General features: G+C 68.7%; 22 protein-coding genes, 2 tRNA genes and 1 pseudogene. 9 read left to right on the forward strand and 16 right to left on the reverse strand.

Annotation, left to right across the window (positions count from 1 at the left end):
• Nucleotides 1–347 precede the first annotated feature (347 nt).
• From A4R43_RS30700 to A4R43_RS30710, 3 genes are read left to right on the forward strand one after another with little or no spacing between them, the layout of a single operon-like run.
• Entirely contained in the window at nt 348–1,340 is a 993-nt protein-coding gene (locus A4R43_RS30700) for a hypothetical protein (RefSeq protein ID WP_110341512.1), read from the forward strand.
• Nucleotides 1,333–2,274: a DNA methyltransferase gene (locus A4R43_RS44515; RefSeq protein ID WP_110341514.1), complete on the forward strand. Its 942-nt coding sequence runs from the start codon at nt 1,333–1,335 to the stop codon at nt 2,272–2,274. Before A4R43_RS30700 ends, A4R43_RS44515 begins: the two co-directional genes overlap by 8 nt.
• The gene (locus A4R43_RS30710) at nt 2,271–3,065 is read left to right on the forward strand and encodes a recombinase family protein (protein WP_110341516.1); all 795 of its coding nucleotides are present in this window, start codon (nt 2,271–2,273) and stop codon (nt 3,063–3,065) included. The genes A4R43_RS44515 and A4R43_RS30710 overlap by 4 nt, the downstream gene beginning before the upstream one ends.
• A gap of 29 nt (nt 3,066–3,094) precedes the next feature.
• Here A4R43_RS30710 and A4R43_RS30715 read toward each other — a convergent pair whose 3' ends face one another.
• The 3 genes from A4R43_RS30715 to A4R43_RS30725 form a co-directional block, all read right to left on the reverse strand.
• Nucleotides 3,095–3,589 carry a hypothetical protein gene (locus A4R43_RS30715; protein ID WP_110341518.1) on the reverse strand — a complete coding sequence of 165 codons (495 nt, stop codon included), beginning with the start codon at nt 3,587–3,589 and terminating at the stop codon, nt 3,095–3,097.
• Nucleotides 3,556–3,957: a hypothetical protein gene (locus A4R43_RS30720; protein ID WP_146240091.1), complete on the reverse strand. Its 402-nt coding sequence runs from the start codon at nt 3,955–3,957 to the stop codon at nt 3,556–3,558. Before A4R43_RS30720 ends, A4R43_RS30715 begins: the two co-directional genes overlap by 34 nt.
• A gap of 174 nt (nt 3,958–4,131) precedes the next feature.
• Complete coding sequence (locus A4R43_RS30725) at nt 4,132–4,410, reverse strand: helix-turn-helix domain-containing protein (RefSeq protein ID WP_110341522.1); 279 nt, start codon at nt 4,408–4,410, stop codon at nt 4,132–4,134.
• Nucleotides 4,411–5,196: 786 nt separating this feature from the next.
• Between A4R43_RS30725 and A4R43_RS30730 the strand changes: the two genes are divergently transcribed.
• The 3 genes from A4R43_RS30730 (at nt 5,197) to A4R43_RS30740 (ending at nt 6,327) form a co-directional block, all read left to right on the forward strand.
• Nucleotides 5,197–5,376, forward strand: a complete 180-nt coding sequence (locus tag A4R43_RS30730; RefSeq protein WP_110341524.1) for a hypothetical protein — start codon at nt 5,197–5,199, stop codon at nt 5,374–5,376.
• A gap of 79 nt (nt 5,377–5,455) precedes the next feature.
• A complete protein-coding gene (locus A4R43_RS30735; RefSeq protein WP_110341526.1) occupies nt 5,456–5,962 on the forward strand; it encodes a recombinase family protein in 507 nt (168 codons plus the stop codon).
• Nucleotides 5,963–6,033: 71 nt separating this feature from the next.
• Nucleotides 6,034–6,327: a recombinase family protein gene (locus A4R43_RS30740; protein WP_110341528.1), complete on the forward strand. Its 294-nt coding sequence runs from the start codon at nt 6,034–6,036 to the stop codon at nt 6,325–6,327.
• 127 nt (nt 6,328–6,454) lie between these two features.
• On the opposite strand, the gene A4R43_RS30745 is transcribed toward A4R43_RS30740, so the two are convergent.
• Nucleotides 6,455–7,693, reverse strand: a complete 1,239-nt coding sequence (locus A4R43_RS30745) for an IS110 family RNA-guided transposase (protein ID WP_110341530.1) — start codon at nt 7,691–7,693, stop codon at nt 6,455–6,457.
• Nucleotides 7,694–8,010: 317 nt separating this feature from the next.
• Between A4R43_RS30745 and A4R43_RS44250 the strand changes: the two are divergent.
• Nucleotides 8,011–8,802: pseudogene (locus tag A4R43_RS44250) on the forward strand (recombinase family protein); the annotation flags it as partial.
• Between the two features lie 883 nt (nt 8,803–9,685).
• Here A4R43_RS44250 and A4R43_RS30755 read toward each other — a convergent pair.
• Both A4R43_RS30755 and A4R43_RS30760 read right to left on the reverse strand, forming a co-directional pair.
• A tRNA-Ala gene (locus tag A4R43_RS30755) sits at nt 9,686–9,758 on the reverse strand.
• Nucleotides 9,759–9,793: 35 nt separating this feature from the next.
• Complete coding sequence (locus A4R43_RS30760) at nt 9,794–9,979, reverse strand: DLW-39 family protein (protein ID WP_113695284.1); 186 nt, start codon at nt 9,977–9,979, stop codon at nt 9,794–9,796.
• Between the two features lie 136 nt (nt 9,980–10,115).
• Here A4R43_RS30760 and mbp1 point away from each other — a divergent pair, with 136 nt between their 5' ends.
• Nucleotides 10,116–10,349 (forward strand): microaggregate-binding protein 1, encoded by a 234-nt coding sequence (mbp1, locus tag A4R43_RS30765; RefSeq protein ID WP_113695285.1) that lies wholly within the window; start codon nt 10,116–10,118, stop codon nt 10,347–10,349.
• A gap of 54 nt (nt 10,350–10,403) precedes the next feature.
• Here the strand turns inward: mbp1 and A4R43_RS30770 are convergent, their stop codons facing one another.
• The 9 genes from A4R43_RS30770 to dnaN all read right to left on the reverse strand — a co-directional run bounded on the left by A4R43_RS30770 (nt 10,404) and on the right by dnaN (nt 20,652).
• Nucleotides 10,404–10,904: a hemerythrin domain-containing protein gene (locus tag A4R43_RS30770; RefSeq protein WP_113695286.1), complete on the reverse strand. Its 501-nt coding sequence runs from the start codon at nt 10,902–10,904 to the stop codon at nt 10,404–10,406.
• Nucleotides 10,905–11,013: 109 nt separating this feature from the next.
• A tRNA-Ile gene (locus tag A4R43_RS30775) sits at nt 11,014–11,087 on the reverse strand.
• Between the two features lie 50 nt (nt 11,088–11,137).
• Nucleotides 11,138–11,935 (reverse strand): DUF3566 domain-containing protein, encoded by a 798-nt coding sequence (locus A4R43_RS30780; RefSeq protein ID WP_113695287.1) that lies wholly within the window; start codon nt 11,933–11,935, stop codon nt 11,138–11,140.
• A 31-nt stretch (nt 11,936–11,966) separates the two neighbouring features.
• On the reverse strand, nt 11,967–14,477 hold the full coding sequence (gyrA, locus tag A4R43_RS30785) for a DNA gyrase subunit A (protein WP_113695288.1): 2,511 nt from the start codon (nt 14,475–14,477) through the stop codon (nt 11,967–11,969).
• Nucleotides 14,478–14,515: 38 nt separating this feature from the next.
• Nucleotides 14,516–16,483 (reverse strand): DNA topoisomerase (ATP-hydrolyzing) subunit B, encoded by a 1,968-nt coding sequence (gene gyrB, locus A4R43_RS30790; RefSeq protein WP_113695289.1) that lies wholly within the window; start codon nt 16,481–16,483, stop codon nt 14,516–14,518.
• A gap of 199 nt (nt 16,484–16,682) precedes the next feature.
• Nucleotides 16,683–17,198: a DciA family protein gene (locus A4R43_RS30795; protein ID WP_113695290.1), complete on the reverse strand. Its 516-nt coding sequence runs from the start codon at nt 17,196–17,198 to the stop codon at nt 16,683–16,685.
• Nucleotides 17,199–17,419: 221 nt separating this feature from the next.
• Nucleotides 17,420–18,583, reverse strand: coding sequence for a DNA replication/repair protein RecF (recF, locus tag A4R43_RS30800; protein ID WP_113695291.1), 1,164 nt, complete (start codon nt 18,581–18,583; stop codon nt 17,420–17,422).
• Between the two features lie 10 nt (nt 18,584–18,593).
• Entirely contained in the window at nt 18,594–19,484 is an 891-nt protein-coding gene (gnd, locus tag A4R43_RS30805; RefSeq protein ID WP_113695292.1) for a phosphogluconate dehydrogenase (NAD(+)-dependent, decarboxylating), read from the reverse strand.
• 34 nt (nt 19,485–19,518) lie between these two features.
• Nucleotides 19,519–20,652 carry a DNA polymerase III subunit beta gene (gene dnaN, locus A4R43_RS30810; protein ID WP_113695293.1) on the reverse strand — a complete coding sequence of 378 codons (1,134 nt, stop codon included), beginning with the start codon at nt 20,650–20,652 and terminating at the stop codon, nt 19,519–19,521.
• 846 nt (nt 20,653–21,498) lie between these two features.
• On the opposite strand from dnaN, the gene A4R43_RS30815 reads away from it, so the two are divergent.
• A complete protein-coding gene (locus A4R43_RS30815; RefSeq protein ID WP_113695294.1) occupies nt 21,499–22,104 on the forward strand; it encodes a CGNR zinc finger domain-containing protein in 606 nt (201 codons plus the stop codon).
• Nucleotides 22,105–22,145: 41 nt separating this feature from the next.
• On the opposite strand, the gene dnaA is transcribed toward A4R43_RS30815, so the two are convergent.
• Complete coding sequence (gene dnaA, locus A4R43_RS30820; RefSeq protein ID WP_113695295.1) at nt 22,146–23,816, reverse strand: chromosomal replication initiator protein DnaA; 1,671 nt, start codon at nt 23,814–23,816, stop codon at nt 22,146–22,148.
• Nucleotides 23,817–24,057: the final 241 nt, after the last annotated feature.

A 24,057-nucleotide genomic window follows, 5' to 3' on the forward strand; every position in this document is an offset into this window, starting at 1 on the left:
AACTCTAGTAGCCGTTGAGCTGGGGTTATAGTCGCTCGCTAGTACGGCGCTAGTAGTCACGAAGGGCTCCGATGCGGACCAGCGGCGAGATCCACATCGCACCGCCGGAAAGATCTTGAAAAATCTGGCCGCGACTGGTCCAGGAAGCGGTTCGCGGCGGCGCGGGATGACCGGACAAGCGGTTCCTCAGTCACGGCTTTGGCAGAACTGTCCGAATCGCGTCGAGTCGCGCTTAGCCCGAGTGGGCGGTGCAAAGAAATTTGGCGGGACGTGTCCAAAACGGGGTCGAAATACGGAGTTAAGGGGCGTCAGAACGCACGGCACCCATCCGTCGGAGGAGACCCGCGATGACCCCGACACACGGCCACGACTCACCGGGAGACGGCTCCCAGGAGCACAGCCCGACCGACCCCCCGACCGTCCCGATCCCGCTACCGCACAGGCGGCGAACACCGCGCCTGCGCACCCTGCGCCTCAACCTGCGCCACCGGCGTCCCGCTCGGCCGAGCACCGTCTGGCCGTGCGCGCAAGACGACCTCCGCGAGGGCACCGGACTGCTCGCCAACTGGCTGCTGACCGCGGTCATCAAGCTCGTCACCACCTACACCCAGCCCGGCCAGCGGGTGCTCCTGCTCGACCCCGCGCCCTACCTCGCCCCACCCTCGTCGTGGTCGCCAACCGGGGGCCGCAACCAGTCCCGGCCCGGCCCGTACGCCGGACTACACGAAGCGGGCTGGACGGTGGTCCGACTCGGCCGCGGCGTCCAAACCCAGACCGCAGTCGCGCACCCCGACCCGGTAGACGAACACTCCGCTGACGCGTCGGTCGAGTCCGAGTCCGGACCCCGACCGCGCACCGACAGTCCGACCACCGACCAGCCCGCCGGGCCGTCGACACACCGCCGTCCCGGACCGGACTCGACCGCGACCGGCGCGGGTCCGGACCGCTACGACCTCGTCATCACCGCGGCCGACCCGCGCACCCTCGACTGGTTCCGTCCGGCCGACTGGGCCGGTCTGCTCACCCCGACCGGCACCCTCGCCGTCATCACTCACAGTGACCGGTCCCGTGATCGGCTCACCGACCCCGCCGGCTCGTTGGTGCGCGCCGCGCAGCACGCCGGACTGCACTACCTCGATCGCATCGCCCTGCTGCGCGTCCCCGTCCGCGACGGCGCCCTCGCGGTCGCGACCCCGGCCCCGCACCCCCGACCGCAGGGGCCAGCGCGCCCGCTCGCGACGCCCGCTCGGCACACCCAGGTGCATGACGACCTCTTGGTGTTCACCCGCCAGCCGGCCCTGACCGACGCCGCCGACGGGGAGGAGACCTCCGATGACTGACCGCCCCACGTCGCCTTGGCCGCTCCCCCTGCCGCCGGGGGAGGAGCCGCCGATGCCGCCGCTGTCGGTCTGGCCCACCGGCCAGCGCGACCCGCTCGCGCAGCTGCGCGACGCCGGCTGTGTGTCCGGCACCGAGACCGACATCGACCGGATTCCGCCCGCCGTCGCCGCCCACGCGATCGCCACCTACACCCGTCCCGGCGACCTCGTTCTCGACCCGGACTGCGGCGCCGGCACCGTCCTCGTTGAGGCACTGCGCGCCGGCCGTCACGCGCTCGGACTCACCTCCCGCACCCGGTGGTGGACGCTCGCTCGCGCCAACGTCACCGCCGCTAAGACCGCGGGCGCGTGGCGCGACGGCTCGGTCCTCGACGCCCGACCGAAGGTGCTCGCGACCGTCCGGGCCGCCGGGTTGATCGGGCGAGTCGGACTCGTCCTGACCACCCTGCGCACCGCGCCGGACCGCGCGAACGGTCCGGACCGCGACCCGGTCGAGTCCGCCCTCGCCGACCTCGCCACGACACTGCTCTACTGCGAGCCGCTGCTGCGCTCCGGCGGACACGTCGCCATCGTGACGCGACCCCTGCGGAACCCGGACGGCGCGCTGGTCGACCTGACCACCCCGCTCATCGCCGCCGCGACCTCGGCCGGGCTGTCCCCGGTCGAGCGGTGCATCGCACTAACCGCCGGACTGCGCGGCAACCGACTGGTCACCCGCGCCTCACTGGCCGAGCGCCGCGCCGCCGCCCGAACCCGCGCCGCCGGTACGCTGGCCGCGCTCACCGCGCACCACGAGGTGCTCGTCTTCCAACTCGCCCACGACGCCGAACTCGCCGCCGCCGCGGCAGCCGGCACCCCGTGGCCGACCGAGGACGAGGTCATCCGGCCCGCCGTCAACGGCGCCGAGTACCCCGGCTGGAGGCGAGCGGCATGACCACCCGCCTGTACTGCCGCGAGTGCGGCTGGCACCCCGAGTTCCGCCGCAAGCGCACCGCGCTTCGCGCCGCCGCATACCACCATTGCACCGGCACACCGGTGGCCGAGACCCGTCCACCATGGTGGGCCCACCTGTGGACAAACCTGTGGACAAGTCAGTCGGGTGCAACCGCCGTCGACCCCGAAGCACGAGCGGATGACCAGTCCGATGACGACGTATTGGTCGATGCCCGCGGCAACCGAATCCAGTGGGCCCCACTCGCCGCGCACCACGCCGAGACCACCCGCCGCGCCCGTCAGGCGATGGTCGAACTCGTCCGCGCCGGCTACCAAATCGGGCCGCCGCCCTACGGCTACCGAGCCCTGCGCATCCGGGTCACCGACCCCAGCGGACACAGCAAACTACGCGCGGTCCTCGTCCCGGACTGGCAGACCGCCGCCGTCGTCAAACAGATCTTCACCTGGCGCGCCGACCACGGCATGACGTTCGCCGTCATCGCCGCACGACTCAACAGCGACCCCCACCAGTACCCCGCCCCTGTGCCCAACGGGCGCTGGACCGCCAAGGGGGTCCGGCGGGTTGTCACCAACGTCAAGTACACCGGGCGCCAGGTCTGGGCTCGCACCGTCGCCGGCCGCCCGGCGCCCATCGAGCAATGGGTCACCTCGGCGCCGAAGGTGCACGAGCCACTCGTCGACGAGCGCACCTTCCACCGCGCCCAGCCCGGCGCTGCTGAAGGTCCGTCCGGCGCGGCGGACTCGGCCGACTCCCCGCCGAGCGCGGCATGACCTCCCGTCGGTGGACCCTCGCCGTCGCCTTACGCCGACTCAGCGTTCTCATCTATCTGCACGCGAACCCAGTCGGTGGTCACCGACCAAAACAGTGCCTTGTCCCACCGCCCGAGGATGCCCGCCCACACACCGGTGATCCCGTACTTCTCCACGTCCGGGGCACGGCTGGGCAACTCGTCCATCCGCAACGCGCGCAGCGCACTCCACCGACTCTGCCGGGCCCAGAAGAAGACCTGCCGATCAGCCTTGCCGGGTACTTGGAGCTTTCGCCAGTTGTCCGGCTTGTCCGCCAGGCATTGCTCGATCGCTTCCGGCAGATCGTTGGGGCCATGGCACACCTGCCCGTGAGCCAGAGACATGAAGATCTCCGGCGGACGCAGGCCCTTCACGTCGAACGCGGTTGCCGAGACCACCCTCAACCGCGCCAGGCCGTGAAACGGGCACGACGGATCATCACAGAGGCCCTGGACACGAGAAGACCAACGACTCATCTCCGACTCGCCCCGGCGCTCCATCTCCACGAGTTGGTCTTCGATCCGGTCAGCCAGCCCGCGGAACTCGGTGTTCCGCTCGTCAGTCCGAAGTTGTTCGGCATGTCGACCATCACCAGCCAGGTCCTGGTCAACCGAGACGAGGGCCTCGATGTCGTTGCGCGGCTGGCACGCCTCAACACGACCTCCGCGCCTTCATCAGCCAGGCTGGTTACCTCCAGCGCGCCGTCCTTGCCGATGTTGAAGTCGTACCTGGAGCCGCGACCACCACCTTCGTCCCAAGGGGTTACCGGCACGCCGCGCACCGACTCCACCAGCCGTCGAGCTTCTTCCTCGCCCTCCTTGGACATCGCACGCTTCGTCATGGCCACCATGCTGGCATCCAGCCAGCCGCGCACGCACACCACTTCCTCATCTTCGGAGTCCCCGGCGGACTGTCTGCGCTTCGCGCTCAGCTGGTATCGGCTGATTCGAACCACGTTGGTTCGGCAGGACTGTTTGCGGACAGCGTGTCCCCCGCAGGTATTGGGGAGGGCCGCGTGATGGCCGTCGCCGCATTCGCCGCCGCGGGCTCACTGCTCGCCGCGGGACTCCGTGGTGTCCGGTTCGACGAGCGAGACATCGCGTGGCGTGTCGATTCCGAACAGCTCGTTGGGCGTGCACCGCAGCGTCGTGCACAGCGCCTGCAAGGTCGCCACTTTCACCTGGACCGGCTGCTTCTTGATCAGCACGTCAACCGACTGGAGGGACAGTTCGAACCCGGCGCGTTGGATGAGGAGTTCGCGCAGCTGGGTCGCCGTCCAGACGTCGCGGGAGGCCATGACTTTCCGCAGCCGCCACTCGATCTGCACCCGCTGCCGTCCCGTCCCCGTCGCTCCGAGGCGCTTCGCGCCGTCGCCAACCGACGCTCAGTGTCCCCGATGGCGACCGAAGCCGGCCGCCGCACGTTCGGCGTGTTCAGCAGACACACACCCATGCACAGATGACACTTGAGATACACAGGCTGCACTAGATCTATTCAGGTGTTACCTTAGTTGAATGGCGCACCTGTCCCCGGTTCAACAGAGAGGAGGTGCTTCGGCACCCATCACGTTCATCGCCATGCCGACGCGCCGCCGTTCGCGGTCAGCGCCGGTAGCGATCTTCTGGACTCGCGTCGACCGCCCACCTCGTGCTGACGAGGTGACCCAGCACCAGTTCGGCAAGGCACACAGTCCTACCGAACGGCAAGAGTCCAACACGGCCACGAGCGCCGGCCCCACACAGACGCATGCGGGGAGTAGAGGCCCGTTGGTCGTGACAGCTTTGGCGGTCCCAGCTCATTCAACGCACGTCATGGTGCGTGCCCGCATCGCCGCGAAACCCGCTTCGCGCGGATCGGCGACCGCAGGTGTCGGCAGCTGGGAGTGCCCGCTGTGTCGACGGTTCCTGTCGCCGACCAGCAGCCCTGTGAACCTCCGCCAGCCGCGGGCTTCACGGGCACGAAGGGGGCGCTCATGTGCGCTCAACCTCGCAACCCCGATCAGGCCGACAACAACTGCGCCGACGTTCCTGCTCCGGCCGACCAGGAGCAGCAGGGAAGCCCCGTCAACGCGCCGAGCAGGCAACCCCGACGGCGCGTTGGCGCGAGCAGAGCTGTGCGCAACGTGGTGGTGCGCGGTGTCCGCCGCGATCCCCCCGACATGCGCAAGCTCGCGCGGGTGGTCGCCAGCCTCGCGGCAGACCTGGCGCAGGCCGAAGCCAGCGAGCAAACACTGCCCGCCGAGCCAGGCACCTCAGACGCCAGCCACCCCGATCACCGCCGCGACGCGGCATGACGTCGCGCGTTCGCGTTCGCGCAACGAACCCAGCGGATCGAAGCCACTCGCCAATGACTCGAAAGGAAGGTTCACCACAATGCCGCCTGCCACTTGCGATCCCCGCAGCCGTCGGGCCGCACACCCACGGACTCGACGGCTGGTACGCGTCGGCCTCTACCCGCGGTGGCCCACGCTCCGCGAAAGCGATCACCTGCAGACCTACGTCGCGGCCCAACCCGGTTGGCACATCGCTCTCCGCAGCAGCGACTACGCATCAGGCGGCACGCTGAAGCGTCCTGGGCTGCAACGGGTATTGGCGGCAGCCCGATCCGGAGTCATCGACGTGCTCGTCGTCAACCACCTGTACAGCCTTTCCCGCAAGACGCAGCACCTCGCCTTCGTGCTCAACGAGCTGACGTCCCGAGGCGTGCGGGTCGTCTCGGCCGCTGATCCCGCCCTCGACACGGAGACCGCGCACGGCCTCTTCCTCGTACGCGTGGTGAGTGCCGTCGCGGAGATCGAGCAGACCGGCGCACTCGCAGATCGTCGCGACCGTCGTCGCCACGACCAGCAATCCGCCGACGAGTCACCGCTCGCCGGGTAACTGCAAATCCCGCCGGGGCCCACTGCGCCGACCAGCACATCCCCATCCAGACCGACTCGTAACGAGGTGTCATGACCACCGACTACGCCAACTCGGACAACGAACTCCAGCCGTCGGATGCCCCTGCGCCCACCACCCGCGCGGTGATCTACACGCGCGTGGCCTCGCTCGGACGGGCCGAGACCGACCACAGCGTCACGGCCCAGCGTGCGGCATGTCTGCGCAAGGCCAGGGAACTGGGCGTCTGGCTCATCGACGAGTACGTCGACCCAAACGCTCGACTCTGGCGACGGCCGAAACGCCAGCTGTTCCGACGCATGCTCGCGCGGTTCCGCAGCCGTCGAGAAACAGCAACCCGGCCATGAATTCGCCGCTCGCCGGGAGCGCGCGATCCAGCCGCCAGGACCCACTCGCCGGTTGCACGGTCCTCCGTCCAGGCCGCCCTCAGAAGGAGGTGTCATGACACCCCTTGTGTCAACCTCAAGATCAAAGTCAGGCTGCGGTCGGCTGTTTCATCCGGTGTTGGGCGCCGCCGTGCAGGGCCGGGTCGTAGGGCGTGTGGTTTTGCCAGCAGCGCCAGAGGACACGGATCCAGGCTCGGGCCAGGATGCGGGTGGCGTGGGGGTGGTCCTTGCCGGAGGCGCGTGCTCGGTTGTAGATGTCGGCGGCCCAGGGGCTGGAGTGGCGGCTGTTGTCGGCGAAGGTGGTGATGGCCAGGCGCAGGCGTTTGTTGCAGGCCCAGCGGAAGGACACGCCGCGTTGTTTGCCGGAGACTTTGGTGACGGGCGTGATCCCGGCCAGTGCGGCGATGGCGTCGGGGTGGTCGAACGCGGCGCGGGAATCGCCCCATTCGGCCAGGATCTGGGCGGCGTTGATGGTGCCCGCACGGGGAAAGGATCGGAAGACCTTGCCGTCGGGGTGGGTGTCCATCTTCTCGGCAATGGAGCGGTCCAGGGCCTTGATCGCGGTATTGAGCGCGGTAAGCATGCCGACCTGGGCGAGCACGGCGTCCTGGACTCCTGTGGACACCACGGGATCGAGCGTGCCGGCCGGGGCAGAGCGCAGCCGGGCCAGCAGGACGGCGGCGGGTTTCCTGCCCGAATAGCCTTGTTTGGCGCAGAACGCGGCCAGCTGCTTCTCGGTCAACGAGGCCGCCGAGACGGCGGTGGGATAGCGGGTCAGGAACGCCAGGGCGATCGCGGACTCGATGTTGGCGAAGATGGCCTTGGCGCCTGGCCAGTGCGCGTCCAGCAATGCGGCGAGCTGGTTGGTCGCCGCTATACGGGCCTCGACAAGATCACTACGGGTACGCACAACGGTGCGCAGTGCCTTGGTGTGACTGGACAACGGTGCGGCGGGGCGCAGCCGGTGGATCCGCACTCGCAGGTAGTCGGCGATCACGTGTGCGTCGCCGGGGTCGGATTTGGCGCCGGAGAGGACTTCGGCCTCGCGCCAGGTCTTGATCGCGTTCGGTTTGACCGGCAGCACCGGGTGACCGGCCTCCAGCAGCGCGTCCACCAGGCGCCCGTCCGGGCGCTCGATCGCCACCGGGATCTGCTCGGCCGGGCCGAGGCTGCCCAGCCTGGCGGCCAGCCGGCCGAAACCGGCGGCGGTGTGATCGATGGTGAACGCGGCGATCTTCTTGCCGGTGTGGTCGAGCACGCACACGGCATGCTCAGCCCCCGCCCAGTCGATCCCCACGAAGAACAGTGGCCCATCCTGCTGCGACAACCGGGTCGCCTTCCTGCGTGTAGTCCAGGGCAGGAGCCAGACGGAGGCAAGGGAACCGACAGCAGAGTGGTCACTAACCGGCGCTCGATCGCGCGTCCCTTTGTCATCGCTTCACGGTTCCGGGGAAGCCGGGGGCGGCAGTGTCATGAAGGCCCACAAAGGGCGACCAGCCCAAGCCGTCACCCCGACTTCCGCCTAGTTCCTACCACAAGCCCCATCCAGGGGCCCGCACGGAAGAGGGTGCACTAGTGACCAGCGCCTATGCCGACTTCATCGATGAACTGCAGCAGGACGTCACCATCCCCATCCAGCCGCCGATGGACGACCTTGCCCCCGGCACTCGCGCAGTGATCTACCTGCGCGTGTCCTCGACCGGGCAAGTCCGGACCGACTACAACCCGGAAGGCATCTCCATTCCGGCCCAACGGGAAGCGTGCTTGCGCAAGGCGCGGGACCTGGGCGTCACGGTCATCGACGAGTACGTCGAGCCCGGACGCTCAGCCATGGAGATGACTAAGCGCGAAGCATTCCAACAGATGCTCGCGCGGGTGCGCAGCCAGGGCGACGTTGACGTCATCATCATCTACCAGCTCTCGCGCATGGCGCGGAACCGCTACGACGACGCGATCGTCATGGCAGACCTGCGCAAGCGCGGCGTCACCCTGGTCTCGGCCACCGAGGCCATCGACGACACCCCGGTCGGCCAGCTGATGCACGGCATCCTGGCCACGTTCAACGAGTACCAATCCCGCCAGTCCGGTGCCGACATCGCCTACAAGATGGGCCAGAAGGCCCGCAACGGCGGCACGCTCGGCCGCGCGAAGCTCGGCTACCTCAACCACATCGACCACTCCGACGGCCGCGTGATCCGCACGATCATCGTCGACCCCGAACGAGCGCCCTTTGTCCAGCTGGGTTTCGAGCTCTTCGCCACCGGCGACTACACGCAAGAAGAGCTGGCTGACGAGCTCTACGACCGCGGCCTCCGCACCAGGGCCACCCGGCGACACCCAGCCAAGAAGGTCTCCGAGAACAAGATTTCGCAAATGCTGCGCGATCGCTACTACCTCGGATACGTCGAGTACGACGGCGAAGAAATCCAGGGGCGACACGAGCCCCTCATCGACGAGGACCTCTTCGACACCGTCCAGGAGATCCTCGAATCGCGCATGACGGCACAAGAACGCCGTCGCGTCCACCACCACTACCTCAAGGGATCGCTGTTCTGTGGACGCTGCCAACGCGACGGCATCAAGCGGCGGATGATCATCCAACGGACCATCAACTCGAAGGGTGCCGAGTACCTGTACTTTTTCTGCCGCGGCCGGCAAAAGGGGCTGTGCCAAGCACCCCACGTCAACGTCACACTCGTCGAGGACGCGGTTGAGCGCCACTACTCCGCGATTCGCTTCAGCCAGCCGTTCATCGCTGACATGCGCGACCAGATCGATGCCGTGCTCGGCGAGCAGGAAAAGTCCGCACGCCTGCTGCGCAAGCAAATCACCACACAGCTCAAGGAACTCGACACGAAGGAGGAGAACTTGATCGACCTCGCCGCCGACAGCACGCTGCCTCGGACCAAGGTCAAGGAGAAGCTGCGCGACATCGCCCGCGAGCGCCGCCGGCTGGAGGAGCGCCTCGACACAGCCAACGCCGACCTCACCGACAGCGCCCAGCTCGTCAACGCCAGCCTTGCCCTCCTCGAACAGCCCGACCAGCTGTACCGACGCTGCAACGACCAACAGCGCCGCCTCCTCAACCAGGCGATCTTCCACGCCCTCTACATCGAGGACGACAAGATCACAGACGGTGAGCTCCGTGAACCCTTCGGCGAACTCCACGCCATCCAAGGTCAGCGGACCGCCGCATCCAACGCGGAGGACACAAACAAAAGGACCACCCGCAACGCGGGTGGTCCTTGCACGCCGTCAAGCGTCACGGTCCTACTTCGTGGCCTTCATTCAGGCACTTGTTCTAGTAAGACCCCTAGGGTGGAGCTGAGGGGAATCGAACCCCTGACCCCCGCCTTGCAAAGGCGGTGCTCTACCAATTGAGCTACAGCCCCGGGGCGAGCGGACACCGGCCGCTCGCCTGGGAAGTTCAGTTGTTCGCCGCGTCCGAGGTCTTGGCCGGGGCGCTGCCGTTGGTGGAAACGGCACCGAGCGGCTTGCCGGTCGGGGCGGTGGCTTCACGCCAGAGGTCGGCCTCGGCCTTCGCGTCCTTGTTGCGCTTCACGACGAAAAGAACGCCGGCCGCGACGACCGCGAGCGCCAACAGCTTCTTCACCTGAGGCCCCTCTCCACGAACACGATTCCTGCTCCGCTTGCCCGGTCGATGCTACTGCACCGCGCCGGGGTGCCGTTTGCGCGGTCCACCTCGGGGTAGCCGAAGCGGAGACGGGTTCGCCGACAGGAGGGACGAGATGACCAACCGGGACGAACAGCAGGAAGGCGTCAAGGGGGCCGTCGAGGACGTCAAGGGCCGCGTGAAGGAGACCGCCGGCACCTTCCTCGGCAACGACGACCTGCAACGCGAAGGCCAGGCCCAGCAGGACAAGGGCCGATCGCAGCAGGAGGTCGCCGACAAGGAGGACGAGCTGCGCCGGGCCAAGGACCAGGCCAGCATCGACGAAGCCAGGCAGCGGGCCGAGCAGTAGACCGGCCCGGACAAGGGCGGGGCGGGCTGCCCCGCCCTTGTTCCACGTGGAACCTCAGTCGATGCGGTCCTTGGTCTTCTCCACCACCAGGCGCACGTTTTCCACGCGGCCGCAGTTGGTCTTCAGCAGCGTGTCCCTGGCGACCAGGAAGGCCGCGCCCAGCTTGTCCCGCTCGCTCTGCGGCAGTTCCTCGCGGGCGTCGTTGAGCAGCGTCTGCTCTTCCTCGTTGACGTGGTGGTTGAGCACTTCGGCGAGTTCTTCCAGCTTCTCGTCGTAGTCGTCGCTATCGAGGTCTTCGACCTCGAGGAACTCCAGGAGCGCCTTGTTGATCTCGGCGTGCTCCTCCTCGCCGTGCTCCACCTCGTCGTCTTCGGAGGCCTTCTTCGCCAGCTGCGGGTAGACCTCGCGTTCCTCGGCTTCGCCGTGCGCCACGAGCAGCTGCGACAGGTCGTCGCGCAGTTTGGCCCGATCGGAGGTCTTGTCCCGCAGTCCGCGCATGAGCTCTTCGAACCTGCGGTGGTCGTTCAGGATCAGTTCGACGACGTCATCGGACATCGAGTGCCTCCAAGGCGAGCCGGTGGTGGTCAGCTACGCCAGTTAGTGCCCCGGGTGCACCGAAAAGAAACAACCCCCGCCACACGGTGACGGGGGTTCGTTCTCAGGGTGGGCCCACCAGGACTTGAACCTGGGACCTCTTCGTTATCAGCGAAGCGCTCTAACCGCCTGAGCTATGGGCCCTGGGAACGAGAAGAAGCCTACCCGATGCCCTTCCCGCCCCGTACACGGGGTCACTCCCGCTCGGAGAGCGTCACCTCCAGGCCACCGGCCAGGTCGGCGGAGACGTTGTAGATGAACGCGCTGACCGTGGCCAGCGCCGAGAGCAGCACGATGTTGATCGCGCCGATGATGGCCGCGATGCCGAACACGCGACCGGCGCTGATCAGCGGCTCGGCCGCGGTGGTGGTGCCCTCGCCCTGGACCAGCGAGGTGTAGGTGCCGTTCAGCTTCTCCCACACCCCCATGCCGTCGAGCACGGTGTACAGCACCCCGACCGCGACCAGCCAGACGAAGAACATCGCCACGCCGAGCACCAGCGACAGCTTCAGCACCGACCACGGGTCGAACCGCTTGATCTGCAGGCTCGCCCGCCGCGGGCCCCGGCCCGGCCGCCGCAGCGCGGTCGGCGCGGGCCGCTTGGCGCCGCCCGGCCTGGCCGCCGCCGACGGCGCCCCGCCGTCACCGCTGTCCCCGCCGAACAGCCGGGAGGTCGCCGAGCCGGTGGCCAGCGGCTGCTCCCCGCTGGGCGGGTTGTGGTCGTACTGCACCGGCGGGGGCGCGGCAGCCGGCTGGGCCTGCGTGGTTTCGGTGGCCACCGGCCACTTCTCCGAGACCGTCGCCTCGCTGCCCGACTCCGAATGCCCCGGAGCCGCCGGAGTGCCCGGGGACGCCGCGGGCGTGCCGCCTGCCGGAGTGGCCGGTGCCGAGCCGTTGCCCTCGTCCTTCGCCACGCGCTGCCACGGCGGCGTCGCCGGCCCTGCCGCCGTGCCGTTCGAGCCGTGGTTGTCGGGCTTGTCCGATGGTGTCACGAAGCGTCAGTCCTTACCGAGTCCGGAACCGCTACTCCTGCGGTTCCTGCGTGTCGTCTCCTCCGGCTGCACCGTTGACGTCTGACGGCTCGTCCGCGTTGCGCGCGACGGCGAGAAGGGTGGTGCCCTCCCCGAGGTTCATCAGTCGCACGCCCTTGGTCTGCCGGCCGGCCTTGCGCACCTGCTCCGCCGGGGTGCGGATGACGCCGCCGCTCGACGTGATGGCGTACAGCTCGTCGTCGACATCGACGATGAGTGCTGCCACCAGCCTGCCACGGCGCTGGTCGTGCTGGATGGTCAGAACGCCCTTGCCGCCGCGGCCCTGGATCGGGTAGTCCTCGATCGGGGTGCGCTTGGCATAGCCGCCGTCCGTGGCCACCAGCAGGAACTTGTCCGGGGCGACCACGTTGATGCCGAGCAGCTCGTCGCCGTCGTTGAACCGCATGCCCAGCACCCCCGAGGTGGCGCGGCCCATCGGCCGCAGCGCCTCGTCGGTGGCGTGGAAGCGGATGGACTGGCCGTCCGAGGAGACCAGCAGCAGGTCGTCCTCGGCGGAGACCAGCACCGCGCCGACCAGCTCGTCGCCCTCGCGGAGGTTGACGCCGATCAGCCCGCCCGAGCGGTTCGAGTCGAAGTCGGCCAGCTTGGTCTTCTTGACCAGGCCCTTCCTCGTCGCCAGCACCAGGTACGGCGCGACCTGGTAGTCCTTGATCTGGATGACGCTGGCGATCTGCTCGTCCGGCTGGAAGGCCAGCAGGTTCGCCACGTGCTGACCGCGCGCGTTGCGGTTGGCCTCCGGCAGGTCGTAGGCCTTCGCGCGGTAGACCCGGCCCTTGTTCGTGAAGAACAGGATCCAGTCGTGCGTGGAGCAGACGAAGAAGTGCTGGACGATGTCGTCCTGCTTGAGCGTGGCGCCCTGCACGCCCTTGCCGCCGCGCTTCTGCGAGCGGTACAGATCGGTTTTCGTCCGCTTGGCGTACCCGGTACGGGTGATGGTGACCACCACGTCCTCGACCGCGATCAGGTCTTCGATGGAGACGTCGCCGTCGAACGGGATGATCTGGGTGCGCCGGTCGTCGCCGTACTTGCCGACCACCTCGGTCAGCTCGTCGGCGATGATCTGCCGCTGGCGCTCCGGCTTCTCCAGGATGTCCTTCAGGTCGGCGATCTCGGCCTCGATCCTGGCCAGCTCGTCGACGATCTTCTGGCGTTCCAGCGCGGCCAGCCGGCGCAGCTGCATGTCGAGGATGGCGACCGCCTGCACCTCGTCCACGTCGAGCAGCTCGATCAGCCCGGCCCGCGCCTCGTCGGCCGACGGCGACCGGCGGATCAGCGCGATCACCTCGTCGAGCATGTCCAGCGCCTTGACCAGGCCACGCAGGATGTGCGCGCGTTCCTCGGCCTTGCGCAGCCGGAACTTCGTCCGGCGGACGATGACCTCGACCTGGTGCTTGACGTAGTGCCGGATGATCTGGTCGAGCCGCAGCGTGCGCGGCACGCCGTCGACCAGCGCCAGCATGTTGACGCCGAAGTTGTACTGCAGCTGGGTGTGCTTGTAGAGGTTGTTCAGCACCACCTTGGCCACCGCGTCGCGCTTGAGCGTGACCACGATGCGCATGCCGCGGCGGCTGTTCGACTCGTCGGCGATGTCCGCGATGCCGGTGAGCTTGCCGTCGCGGACCAGGTTGGCGATGTTCTCCACCAGGTTGTCCGGGTTGACCTGGTACGGCAGCTCGGTGACCACCAGGATGGTGCGCCCCTTGGCGTCCTCCTCGACCTCGACCACCGCGCGCATGCGCACCGAGCCGCGGCCGGTGCGGTAGGCGTCCTCGATGCCGGCGTGCCCGAGGATCAGGCCCTTGGTCGGGAAGTCCGGGCCCTTGATCCGCTGCAGCAGCGCGGCGAGCAGCTCGTCCTCGGAGGCGTCCGGGTGCTCCAGCGCCCAGATCACGCCGTCGGCGACCTCGCGCAGGTTGTGCGGCGGGATGTTCGTCGCCATCCCGACCGCGATCCCGGAACCGCCGTTGACCAGCAGGTTCGGGAACCGCGACGGCAGCACGTCGGGTTCCTGGGTGCGGCCGTCGTAGTTGTCCGAGAAGTCGACGGTGTCCTCGTCGATGTCACGGAGCATCTCCATGGCCAGCGGCGCGAGCCGGGACTCGGTGTACCGCATGGCGGCCGCCGGGTCGTTGCCCGACGACCCGAAGTTGCCCTGGCCGTCGATCAGCGGGTACCGCATCGACCACGGCTGGGCGAGCCGGACCAGCGCGTCGTAGATCGCCGAGTCGCCGTGCGGGTGGTAGTTGCCCATCACGTCGCCGACCACGCGCGAGCACTTGTTGTACCCGCGCTCGGGCCGGAACCCGGAGTCGTACATCGAGTACAGCACGCGCCGGTGCACCGGCTTGAGCCCGTCACGCACGTCCGGCAGCGCCCGCGACACGATCACGCTCATCGCGTAGTCGATGTAGGAGCGCTGCATCTCCTGCTGGATGTCGACCGGTTCGACGCGGTCGTTCTCCGGCGGCAAGGTTTCCGTCATCTGGTCCTTCTATGGTTCAGGAAAAGTCCGTGGCGGGACTACACGTCGAGGAAGCGGACGTCCTTGGCGTTGCGGGTGATGAACGAGCGGCGGGCCTCCACGTCCTCGCCCATCAGGACGGAGAACAGCTCGTCCGCGGTGGCGGCGTCGTCCAGGGTGACCTGGCCCAGCAGGCGGTTGGCCGGGTCCATCGTGGTCTCCCACAGCTCTTCGGCGTTCATCTCGCCGAGACCCTTGTAGCGCTGGATCGCGTCGTCCTTCGGCAGCTTCTTGCCGGCCGCGACGCCCTCGGCGATCAGGCCGTCGCGCTCGCGGTCGGAGTAGGCGTACTCCGGCTCCTGGCGCGGCCACTTGATCTTGTACAGCGGCGGCCGCGACAGGAAGACGTGGCCGTGCTCGATCAGCGGGCGCATGAAGCGGAACAGCAGGGTGAGCAGCAGCGTGGTGATGTGCTGGCCGTCGACGTCGGCGTCGGCCATCAGCACGATCTTGTGGTAGCGCAGCTTGGCCAGGTCGAACTCGTCGTGGATGCCGGTGCCCAGCGCGGTGATCAGCGACTGGACCTCGGTGTTCTTCAGCACCCGGTCGATACGGGCCTTCTCCACGTTGATGATCTTGCCGCGGATCGGCAGGATCGCCTGGTACATCGAGTCCCGGCCCTCCTTGGCCGAGCCGCCTGCCGAGTCACCCTCGACGATGTAGAGCTCGCACTCCTCCGGATTGGTGGAGCGGCAGTCCTTCAGCTTGCCGGGCAGGCCGCCGATCTCCAGCGCGCCCTTGCGGCGCACCAGGTCGCGTGCCTTGCGGGCGGCCATCCGCGCCTGCGCGCTGGAGATGGACTTGTTGATGATCGTCTTCGCCTCGGCCGGGTTGCGCTCGAACCAGTCGGCCAGCCACTCGTTCGTTTTGCTCTGCACGAACGACTTGGCCTCGCTGTTGCCCAGCTTCGTTTTGGTCTGGCCCTCGAACTGCGGTTCGGCGAGCTTGACCGAGACGATCGCGGCGAGGCCCTCGCGCACGTCGTCACCGGTGAGGTTGCTGTCCTTCTCCTTGAGCAGCTTCTTGTCGCGCGCGTACGCGTTGACGATGCGCGTCAGCGCGGCGCGGAAGCCCTCTTCGTGGGTGCCGCCCTCGTGCGTGTTGATCGTGTTGGCGAAGGTGTAGACCGACGGCGTGAAGCCGGTGTTCCACTGCATCGCCACCTCGACCTCGAGGCCTTCGCCCTTGGCGTCGAAGGAGATCACGCTGCTGTGGATCGGGTCCTTGCTGCCGTTGATGTGCTTGACGAAGTCCTCGAGCCCGCCCGGGTAGCAGTAGACGCGCTCCTTGACCCTGGCCTGCTGGCCGGAGGCGTCGGCCTCGGTGTCCTCCTCGGCGACGCGCTCGTCGCGCAGGCTCAGCGTGAGGCCCTTGTTCAGGAAGGCCATCTCCTGCAGGCGCCTGGCGATGGTCTCGGCGTTGTAGGTGGTGGTCTCGAAGATGTCCGGGTCGGCCCAGAAGGTGATGCTGGTGCCGGTGGAGTCCGCCGGGCCGAGGTCCTCCAGCTCGCCGGGCACCTGGTCGGTGTACTCCTGGCGCCAGCTGCGGCCGCCGTACTTGACCTCCGCGAGCAGCTTCGACGACAACGCGTTCACCACGGAAACGCCGACGCCGTGCAGGCCGCCGGAGACCGCGTACGAGTCGCTGTCGAACTTGCCGCCCGCGTGCAGCACGGTGAGCACGACCTCCAGGGTCGGCTTCTGCTCCTTGGGGTGCAGGTCCACCGGGATGCCGCGACCGTCATCGATCACCTGGACGCCGCCGTCGGCCAGTAGAATGACCTCGACCTTGGTGGCGTGCCCCGCCATCGCCTCGTCGACGGAGTTGTCCACGACCTCCTGGACCAGGTGGTGCAGGCCGCGCTCACCGGTCGAGCCGATGTACATGCCGGGGCGCTTGCGGACTGCCTCAAGACCCTCGAGCACGGTGATGGACGATGCGTCGTAGTCGTTCTTCTTCGCTGTCACCGGCGTGTTTTCTCCTCGTCTCGAGCAGCGCGGTCATCCCGCTACGAACATGGTACTTGGCCACGTCCGCTCACATGCGGCAAGGACACCCCTGATTTCGTCACAGAGCCACGAACTCGACGCGGGTCGACTCGGGCAATGGTTCAGGTTGGCTCCGTGCGCCCTCGGGGCAATGAGTCAGCCTCGAGTCAAGTCCTTCTCACCCGTATGTGTCACGTGGTCCGCGACCGGACACGTGCAGCGGGCCCTTTCGCCAGCTCGGCGCCGTCGGGCCCTGGATGCGCATGCGCTTGACCACGCCGTTCCCGACCCCGGCGGCGATCTTGCCGATCAGCTGGCCCTGCAGCAGGCGCAGCTGCGTGGCCCAGGCGGTGGAGCTGGCGCGCACGGTCAGCTCGCCGTCCTTGAGCGCGACCGGCTGCGCGTGCTCGGCCACCTCTTCCCCGACCAGGCGGGCCCAGCGGCCGAACACCTGGCCGGAGGCCAGCCGCCCGTTCCAGCCGCGCTCGACCGCGATCCGGGAGACGATCCGCCCGAGCGGCTGGGGATCACGGGAGTCCGCGCCCGGTCCGGACCACCGGCGGCGGCGCGGGTCCTGGCGGGTCCCGGTGGCCGGGCGCTTGCCGAGCGGGGTCTTGCGCGCCTGTGTCTTCGCGCGCGCGGCTTCGAGAGCGGCCCGCGCGAGGTCACGACCGGACTGTGCACTACCATTCACGTTCGGCGCAGCGGCATTGTCACCGCCCGTAGCCGAACTCCCGGCCCCATCCGTGGACTCGCCCACGTGAGGGCCAGTGGACGGCCCATTCGGCCCTGCGGTCACTCGTCGCGATAACTGATTCACGGTGTTATCCACACTATCCACAGGTTTGTCCCCAGATCGGCTGGCAATCGCTGTGGTCGCGGTCACCCCAGGTCGCCAGGTTGCGCACGCACGGTTCACGACTGGGCAAGCCGCACCTCTCCCTCCGTGACGGAGAAGCGCCGCCCGGCCAGTTCCTCGGGCACGTCCTCCGCCACCGCCGCGGTCACCAGCACCTGCTCGGCGGAGGCGGCGACCTCCGCCAGGCGGGCGCGGCGCCGCCGGTCCAGCTCGGCGAAGACGTCGTCGAGCAGCAGCACCGGCTCACCCGCCTCGGCCCGCAGCAGCTCGTACGAGCCGAGCCGCAGGGCCAGCGCGAACGACCAGGACTCGCCGTGGCTGGCGTAGCCCTTCGCCGGTGCCTCACCGAGCACGAGGTCCAGCTCGTCCCGGTGTGGCCCGACCAGACTTACCCCGCGTTCGAGTTCCTGGGCGCGCGACTCGCCGAGCGCGGCCAGCAGTATCTCGGTCAGCTTGCCGACATCCGCCCGCTCACCTGCGGGAACGCCGTACCCGGCCGGAATGGCTTCGCCCAGGCTCGACCGGTACGAGATCACCGCTGGCCGCGAATCCGGCGCCACCCCGCGATAGGCCTCCGAGGTGTGCGGCGCCAGGTCCGCGACCAGGTCCAGCCGCCCGGCGAGCAGTTGCGCGCCCGCCGTGGCCAGGTGGTTGTCCCAGACCTCGAGCGTGCTCAGCGCGTACGGGTCCTCGCGCGCGCTGCCCCGCTTCTTGCCGGTGGTCTTGAGCAGGGCGTTGCGCTGGCGCAGCACCCGCTCGTAGTCCGCGCGCACCCCGGCGTACCGCGGCGCGCGCTGCACCAGCAGCTCGTCGAGGAACTTGCGGCGCTCGCCGGGATCACCGCGGACCAGCGCCAGGTCCTCCGGGCAGAACAACACCGTGCGCAGGATGCCGAGCACGTCGCGCGGCTTGCCGACCGTGCCCCGGTTCACCCGCGCGCGGTTCGCCCGGCCCGGCGTGATCTCCAGTTCCACGGTCAGCTCGCGGTCCTCGTTGACCACGGCCACCCGCACCAGCGCGCGCTCCTGCCCGTGGCGGACCAGCGGCGCGTCGGTGGCGACCCGGTGCGAGCCGAGCGTGGCGGCGTACCCGATCGCCTCGATCAGGTTCGTCTTGCCACGGCCGTTCTGCCCGACCAGCACGGTCGGGCCCGGTTCGAGCGGCAGGTCGGCGTGCTCCCACGAGCGGAAGTCCGTGACCTGCAGATGACGGAGGTACACCGGGACCGGCTCAGCCGCCGGCCTTCTTCACCGCGTGCCCGCCGAACTGCTGGCGCAGCGCGGCCACCGCGCGCATGGCGGCCGAGTGCTCCTGGCGCGAGGCGAACCTGGCGAACAGCGCGGCCGAGATGACCGGCGCCGGCACCGCGTTGTTGATCGCCTCCTCCAGCGTCCACCTGCCCTCGCCGGAGTCCTCGACGTACCCCTCGAGATCGTCCAGCTCCGGGTCCTCGTCGAGGGCGCGGACCAGCAGGTCGAGCAGCCAGGACCGGACCACGGTCCCGCGCTGCCAGCCCTTGATCACCGCGGGCACGTCGTCGACCGCCTTCGAGGCCTCGAGCAGCTCGAAGCCCTCGGCGAACGCCTGCATCAGGCCGTACTCGATGCCGTTGTGCACCATCTTCGCGTAGTGCCCGGCGCCGACCGAGCCCGCGTGCGAGAAGCCTTCCTCGCGCGGACCCTCCGGGCGCAGCGCGTCGAAGATCGGCATCGCGCGCTCGACGTCGGCGGCCGAGCCGCCGACCATCAGGCCGTACCCGTTCTCCTTGCCCCACACCCCGCCGGACACGCCGACGTCCAGGTAACCGACGCCCTTCGCGGCGAGCAGCTCGGCGTTGATCTTGTCGTCGGTGAACTTCGAGTTCCCGCCGTCGATCAGGATGTCGCCCTCGCCGAGCAGGTTGCTGAAGGCGACCACGGTCTCGCGGGTCGGCTCACCGGCGGGCACCATCACCCAGACGATGCGCGGTGCGGCCAGCTTCGAGACCAGGTCCTCGAGCGAGGTCGTGTCGCTGACCTCGGCGTTGCGGTCGTAGCCGACGACCTCGTGCCCGGCGGCACGCAGCCGCTCGCGCATGTTGAAGCCCATCTTGCCGAGCCCGACCAGCCCCATCTGCACCATGAATCTCCCCTTAGCTCCGGTTCGGTGGCCGACGTCAGCCCGGCAGGCGGACCGGCATCAGCAGGTAGAGGTACCCGGGCACCACGTTGCCCTCCTCGTCCGCCGGCTTGATCAGCGCGGGGCGGTTGGGCGTGGTGAAGGTCAGCTCGGCGCGGTCCGCGTGCAGCGCGCCGAGCCCGTCCACCAGGTACCCCGGGTTGAAGGCGATGGTCACCGCCTCACCCTCGTAGTCCACCGGCAGTTCTTCCTCGGCGCTGCCTTCGTCGTCACCACCGGCGGACAGCCGGAGCAGTCCTTCGGAGAACTCCAGCCGCACCTGGGTACCGCGTTCGGCGACCAGCGACACCCGCTTGATCGCTTCGGCCAGTGCGCCGACGCCGATCACCGCGCGGGAGGTGTGGCTCGCGGGCAGCAGCTGGCGGTACGGCGGGAACTCGGCGTCGAGCAGGCGGGTGGTGGCGTAGCGGCCGGAGCCGGACAGGCCGAGCAGCCCTTCGCCACTGGCCAGTGCCAGCTGGACGGTGGCACCGCTGGAGCCCATCGACTTCGCGGCCTCGGCCAGCGTGCGGGCGGGTACCAGCACCGCGGCGTCGGCCAGGCCCTCGGCGGGCTTCCAGGTGAACTCGCGCATGGCGAGGCGGAAGCGGTCGGTGGCGACCAGGGTGACCGTGTCGCCGGAGATCTCCAGCCGCATGCCGGTGAGCATCGGGAGGGTGTCGTCCTTGCCGGAGGCGACCGCGACCTGGGCCACCGCCTGGCCGAAGACCTCACCGGCCAGCTCACCGGCGAAGGCGGGCTGGGCCGGCAGCTGCGGGTAGTCCTCGACCGGCATGGTCGGCAGGCTGAACCGGGCGTTGCCGCAGGTGATGGACGCGCGGGCGCCGTCGACCGAGATCTCCACCGGCTGCGCGGGCAGCGCCTTGGTGATGTCGGCGAGGAGGCGGCCGGAGACCAGCATGCGGCCGCCGTCGGCGATCGTGGCCGGCACGCCCACGGTGGCGGAGACCTCGTAGTCGAACCCCGAGACGGTGAGCGCGTCGCTTTCGGACGAGTCGGAGGCCTCCAGGAGTACTCCGCCCAGTACCGGGACGGGAGGCCGCGACGGCAGGCTTCTCGCCACCCAGGCGACGGCGTCTGCCAGCCCGTCGCGCTCGACGCGGATCTTCATGCGCTCATCCTTTCGCGGTAGCCGGGCCCCTCCGCCCGAGAAGATCGACAAACGCCTCTGGCGTGCGCCCGGCTCGGGTGGCGGCACGCGGAGACCTCGCCAGCGTGGTGTGCGGCCCGGGTGACGGCGGCGGGCGCCGCCAGGCGGACCTGGTGTGGGTACTCACGTTAGAGCGTGACCCGGCCCGGCGTCATCCGGCCCACCCTGTCGACAAACCGATCAAGCGACTACTCGGCGCGACTTGTCCCCAACTTCGAGCTGCCCCTGTTTTTAGCTTGTTCTCCTAGAAAAAGAATTCACAGTGACAGTAATAGGGGGTGTGGATTGTGTGGACAGCGTCCGTCGCCGCAGCGTGCACGGCGCGGCGGCCTGTGGACACCGGTGGTGGCGGATCGGTGGACAGACTCGGGCACCGGTGGACAGCTTCGGCCATCCACCCCGTCCGTCCACATGTGTCCCCAGTTGTCCACACCGCTGTCCCCACCTGTGCGCTGATTTGTACCCAGGCCATGCACCGGCGAACCCGTGCCGGAGATCGCCCTGCGGGGTGATGTGGACAGTTTTGTGCATGTCCTGTGCATGGTTCCCGGTCAGCCTGTGTTTTTCCTGTGGAGAAAGGGAAAAAGAGCAGGTGGGACCCCTGGGGACAGTTTTTCCCTTGTGGGGCAAAGAGGATTCGCGACGCGTCGCGTACGCGTGCTTCGCGACGTACGCGGCGAAGCACGCGTACGCGGACCCTCGCCGCTTTCCTTGCTATGCAAGCGCTTCGCGCGCGTACGCGGCTCGTACGTCGCTTCGCGGTGGTAACCAGTAAAAGCGGTTCACGTAACTTACTATAGTAGTTACATGGATCTCGGCACGCGACTGATCGCCGGACCGGACGGGCAGGCGTTCCCGTTCGACCCGGGTGCGTTCTTCCTCGAGCTGCTCCTCACCGGCGGGCCGGACGGCGACCAGCGGTGGGAGCTGTTGCGCGGCCCCTCGGACCTCGCCGCCTGGCTGGTCGACTCGCGGCTCGCGCTCACCGCGCCGATCGACGCCGACGACGTCCGCATCCGGCCCGCGGAACTGCGCGCGATAAAACAGTTCCGCGACACGCTCTGGACGGTCGCCCACGTGGTGGCGGCCGCCGAAGAACCGAATGAGGACGAACTCGAATTCATCAATGCGGCGGCCGAGTCGTCGATGCGCCCGCGGATCGCGCTCGACACCGGCGTGTGCGAGTGGGCTACGCCGATCACCGGCAGCCAGGTGCTCGGCACCGCGGCCCGCGAGGCGATCGACGTGATCGGCGGTGACCGGATCGACCGGCTCCGTGAATGCGAGGCCGAGGACTGCGCGCTGGTTTTCCTGGACACCTCACGGCCGGGCAACCGGCGGTGGTGCTCGATGCAGCGCTGCGGCAACCGGCACAAGGTGAAGGCCTACCGCGCGCGGCACGCCAAAGACTGAAGTACTGAGTTACTGAAGTACTGAACTACTGAACTACTGAACTACTGGCGGGCGCGCTGCTTGATGCGGGAGGTCAGCTCCTGCACCTGGTCGTAGATCCGGCGCCGCTCGGCCATCTCCTTGCGGATCTTCTTCGCCGCGTGCATCACTGTGGTGTGGTCGCGGCCGCCGAAGGTCTGCCCGATCCGCGGCAGCGACATGTCGGTCAGCTCGCGGCACAGGTACATGGCGATCTGGCGCGCGGTGGCGAGCGCCTTCGTTTTGCCGGGCCCGCACAGGTCGTCCATCGACACGTCGAAGAACTCGGCGGTGACGCCCATGATGGTCGGCGCGCTGATCTCCGGCGCCTGCGAATCGGGGATCAGGTCGCGCAGCACGATCTCGGCGAGGCCGACGTCGACCGGCTGCTGGTTCAGCGAGGCGAACGCGGTGACGCGGATGAGCGCGCCTTCGAGCTCGCGGATGTTCGCCTCGACCCTGGCCGCGATGAACTCCAGCACCTCACCGGGCACCGCGAGCCTGTCCTGCGCGGCCTTCTTGCGCAGGATGGCGATGCGGGTCTCCAGCTCGGGCGGCTGGATGTCGGTGATCAGGCCCCACTCGAACCGCGTGCGCAGCCGGTCCTCCAGGGTTTCCAGCCGCTTCGGCGGGCGGTCGGAGGAGACCACGATCTGCTTGTTCGCGTTGTGCAGGGTGTTGAAGGTGTGGAAGAACTCCTCCTGCGTGCCTTCCTTGCCCTCCAGGAACTGGATGTCGTCGACGAGCAGGATGTCGATGTCGCGGTAGCGCCGCTGGAAGGCGACCTTCCGGTCGTCGCGCAGGGAGTTGATGAAGTCGTTGGTGAACTCTTCGGTGGAGACGTACCGCACGCGCATGCCGGGGAACAGCCGCTGGGCGTAGTGCCCGACGGCGTGCAGCAGGTGCGTTTTGCCGAGCCCGGACTCACCCCAGATGAACAGCGGGTTGTACGCGCGGGACGGCGCTTCGGCGACGGCGACCGACGCCGCGTGCGCGAACCGGTTGGACGCGCCGATGACGAAGGTGTCGAAGGTGTACTTCTCGTTGAGCCTGGTCTTCGAGGTCTGCGGCTGCGCGGGTGCGGTGTAGGGCTGGCCGGCGACCGGCTGCCCGGAGAAGGTCGGCCAGATCTCGTGCACGGCGGCCAGCGCCTCCCCCTCTTCGTCCACCTCTTCTTCCCCGTCGTCGATCGGCTCGGCCGCCTCGTGTGACCGCGCCAGCTCGGCGGGGTCCGGTCGCGGGCTGCGCGTGGGGGGCATGCCCGGCGGCATGGCCGTGCCCTCGAGGGGCGGCGCGGGCGGTCCCGGCATCGGCCGCGGCGGGTGGGGACGGGGGTTCGGCGGTCGCGCAGCGGAACCGTTTTCCACCCGTCCGGGTGGGGGTGAATACCGGCTGGGTGGGGGCGGCGCGGACGGCCCGCCCATGGCGCCGTCGGCGGTGTCGACCTTGACCGCGAGCGAAACCTCCCGGCCGAGGCGGCGCGAGAGCGCGTCGGTGATCGGCTCGCGCAGGGCCCGTTCGATGGCTTCCTTGGCGAAGTCGCTCGGCGCGGCGAGGAGCGCGGTGCCGTCGAGCAGGCCGATCGGCCTGGTCACGCGCATCCAGGCGCGTTGCTGGGGGGAAAGCGTGCTGTCGGACAGTTCGCGGACGACCTGCTCCCAGACCACACCCAGGTTCAACTGGTGGTCGGACACCTGCTCTGCTCCCCTCCCCTCGTCCACCCGCGGTTCACCCACACGGAGCGCTCTACCCTATCCCCAAGCCGAACCCGCGCAGCAGGTATCCACAAAGTTGTCCACAACTGTGCACTAATGTACGGCGACGCCCAGCCGCCCCACCCGGCGGCCCGCACGGCGAGCGCCTGCACTGGTGGGGCAAGAGAAGAGGCACGCTAACAAGCCCGCCCCGTTGCCACAAGATGTCGCCTCGGGCAAG

Origin of the sequence: Amycolatopsis albispora (assembly GCF_003312875.1) — a bacterium.
Lineage (GTDB): Bacteria > Actinomycetota > Actinomycetes > Mycobacteriales > Pseudonocardiaceae > Amycolatopsis > Amycolatopsis albispora.

Excerpts from the sequence above, each read along its gene's own strand:
- A4R43_RS30700 (WP_110341512.1), top strand. The coding sequence starts at position 348 with ATGACCCCGACACACGGCCACGACTCACCGGGAGACGGCTCCCAGGAG.
- gyrA (WP_113695288.1), bottom strand. The coding sequence starts at position 14,477 with ATGACGGAAACCTTGCCGCCGGAGAACGACCGCGTCGAACCGGTCGAC.
- A4R43_RS30740 (WP_110341528.1), top strand. The coding sequence starts at position 6,034 with ATGACCACCGACTACGCCAACTCGGACAACGAACTCCAGCCGTCGGAT.
- mbp1 (WP_113695285.1), top strand. The coding sequence starts at position 10,116 with ATGACCAACCGGGACGAACAGCAGGAAGGCGTCAAGGGGGCCGTCGAG.
- A4R43_RS30710 (WP_110341516.1), top strand. The coding sequence starts at position 2,271 with ATGACCACCCGCCTGTACTGCCGCGAGTGCGGCTGGCACCCCGAGTTC.
- A4R43_RS30735 (WP_110341526.1), top strand. The coding sequence starts at position 5,456 with ATGCCGCCTGCCACTTGCGATCCCCGCAGCCGTCGGGCCGCACACCCA.
- A4R43_RS44515 (WP_110341514.1), top strand. The coding sequence starts at position 1,333 with ATGACTGACCGCCCCACGTCGCCTTGGCCGCTCCCCCTGCCGCCGGGG.
- gnd (WP_113695292.1), bottom strand. The coding sequence starts at position 19,484 with ATGGTGCAGATGGGGCTGGTCGGGCTCGGCAAGATGGGCTTCAACATG.
- dnaN (WP_113695293.1), bottom strand. The coding sequence starts at position 20,652 with ATGAAGATCCGCGTCGAGCGCGACGGGCTGGCAGACGCCGTCGCCTGG.
- A4R43_RS30815 (WP_113695294.1), top strand. The coding sequence starts at position 21,499 with ATGGATCTCGGCACGCGACTGATCGCCGGACCGGACGGGCAGGCGTTC.
- A4R43_RS30770 (WP_113695286.1), bottom strand. The coding sequence starts at position 10,904 with ATGTCCGATGACGTCGTCGAACTGATCCTGAACGACCACCGCAGGTTC.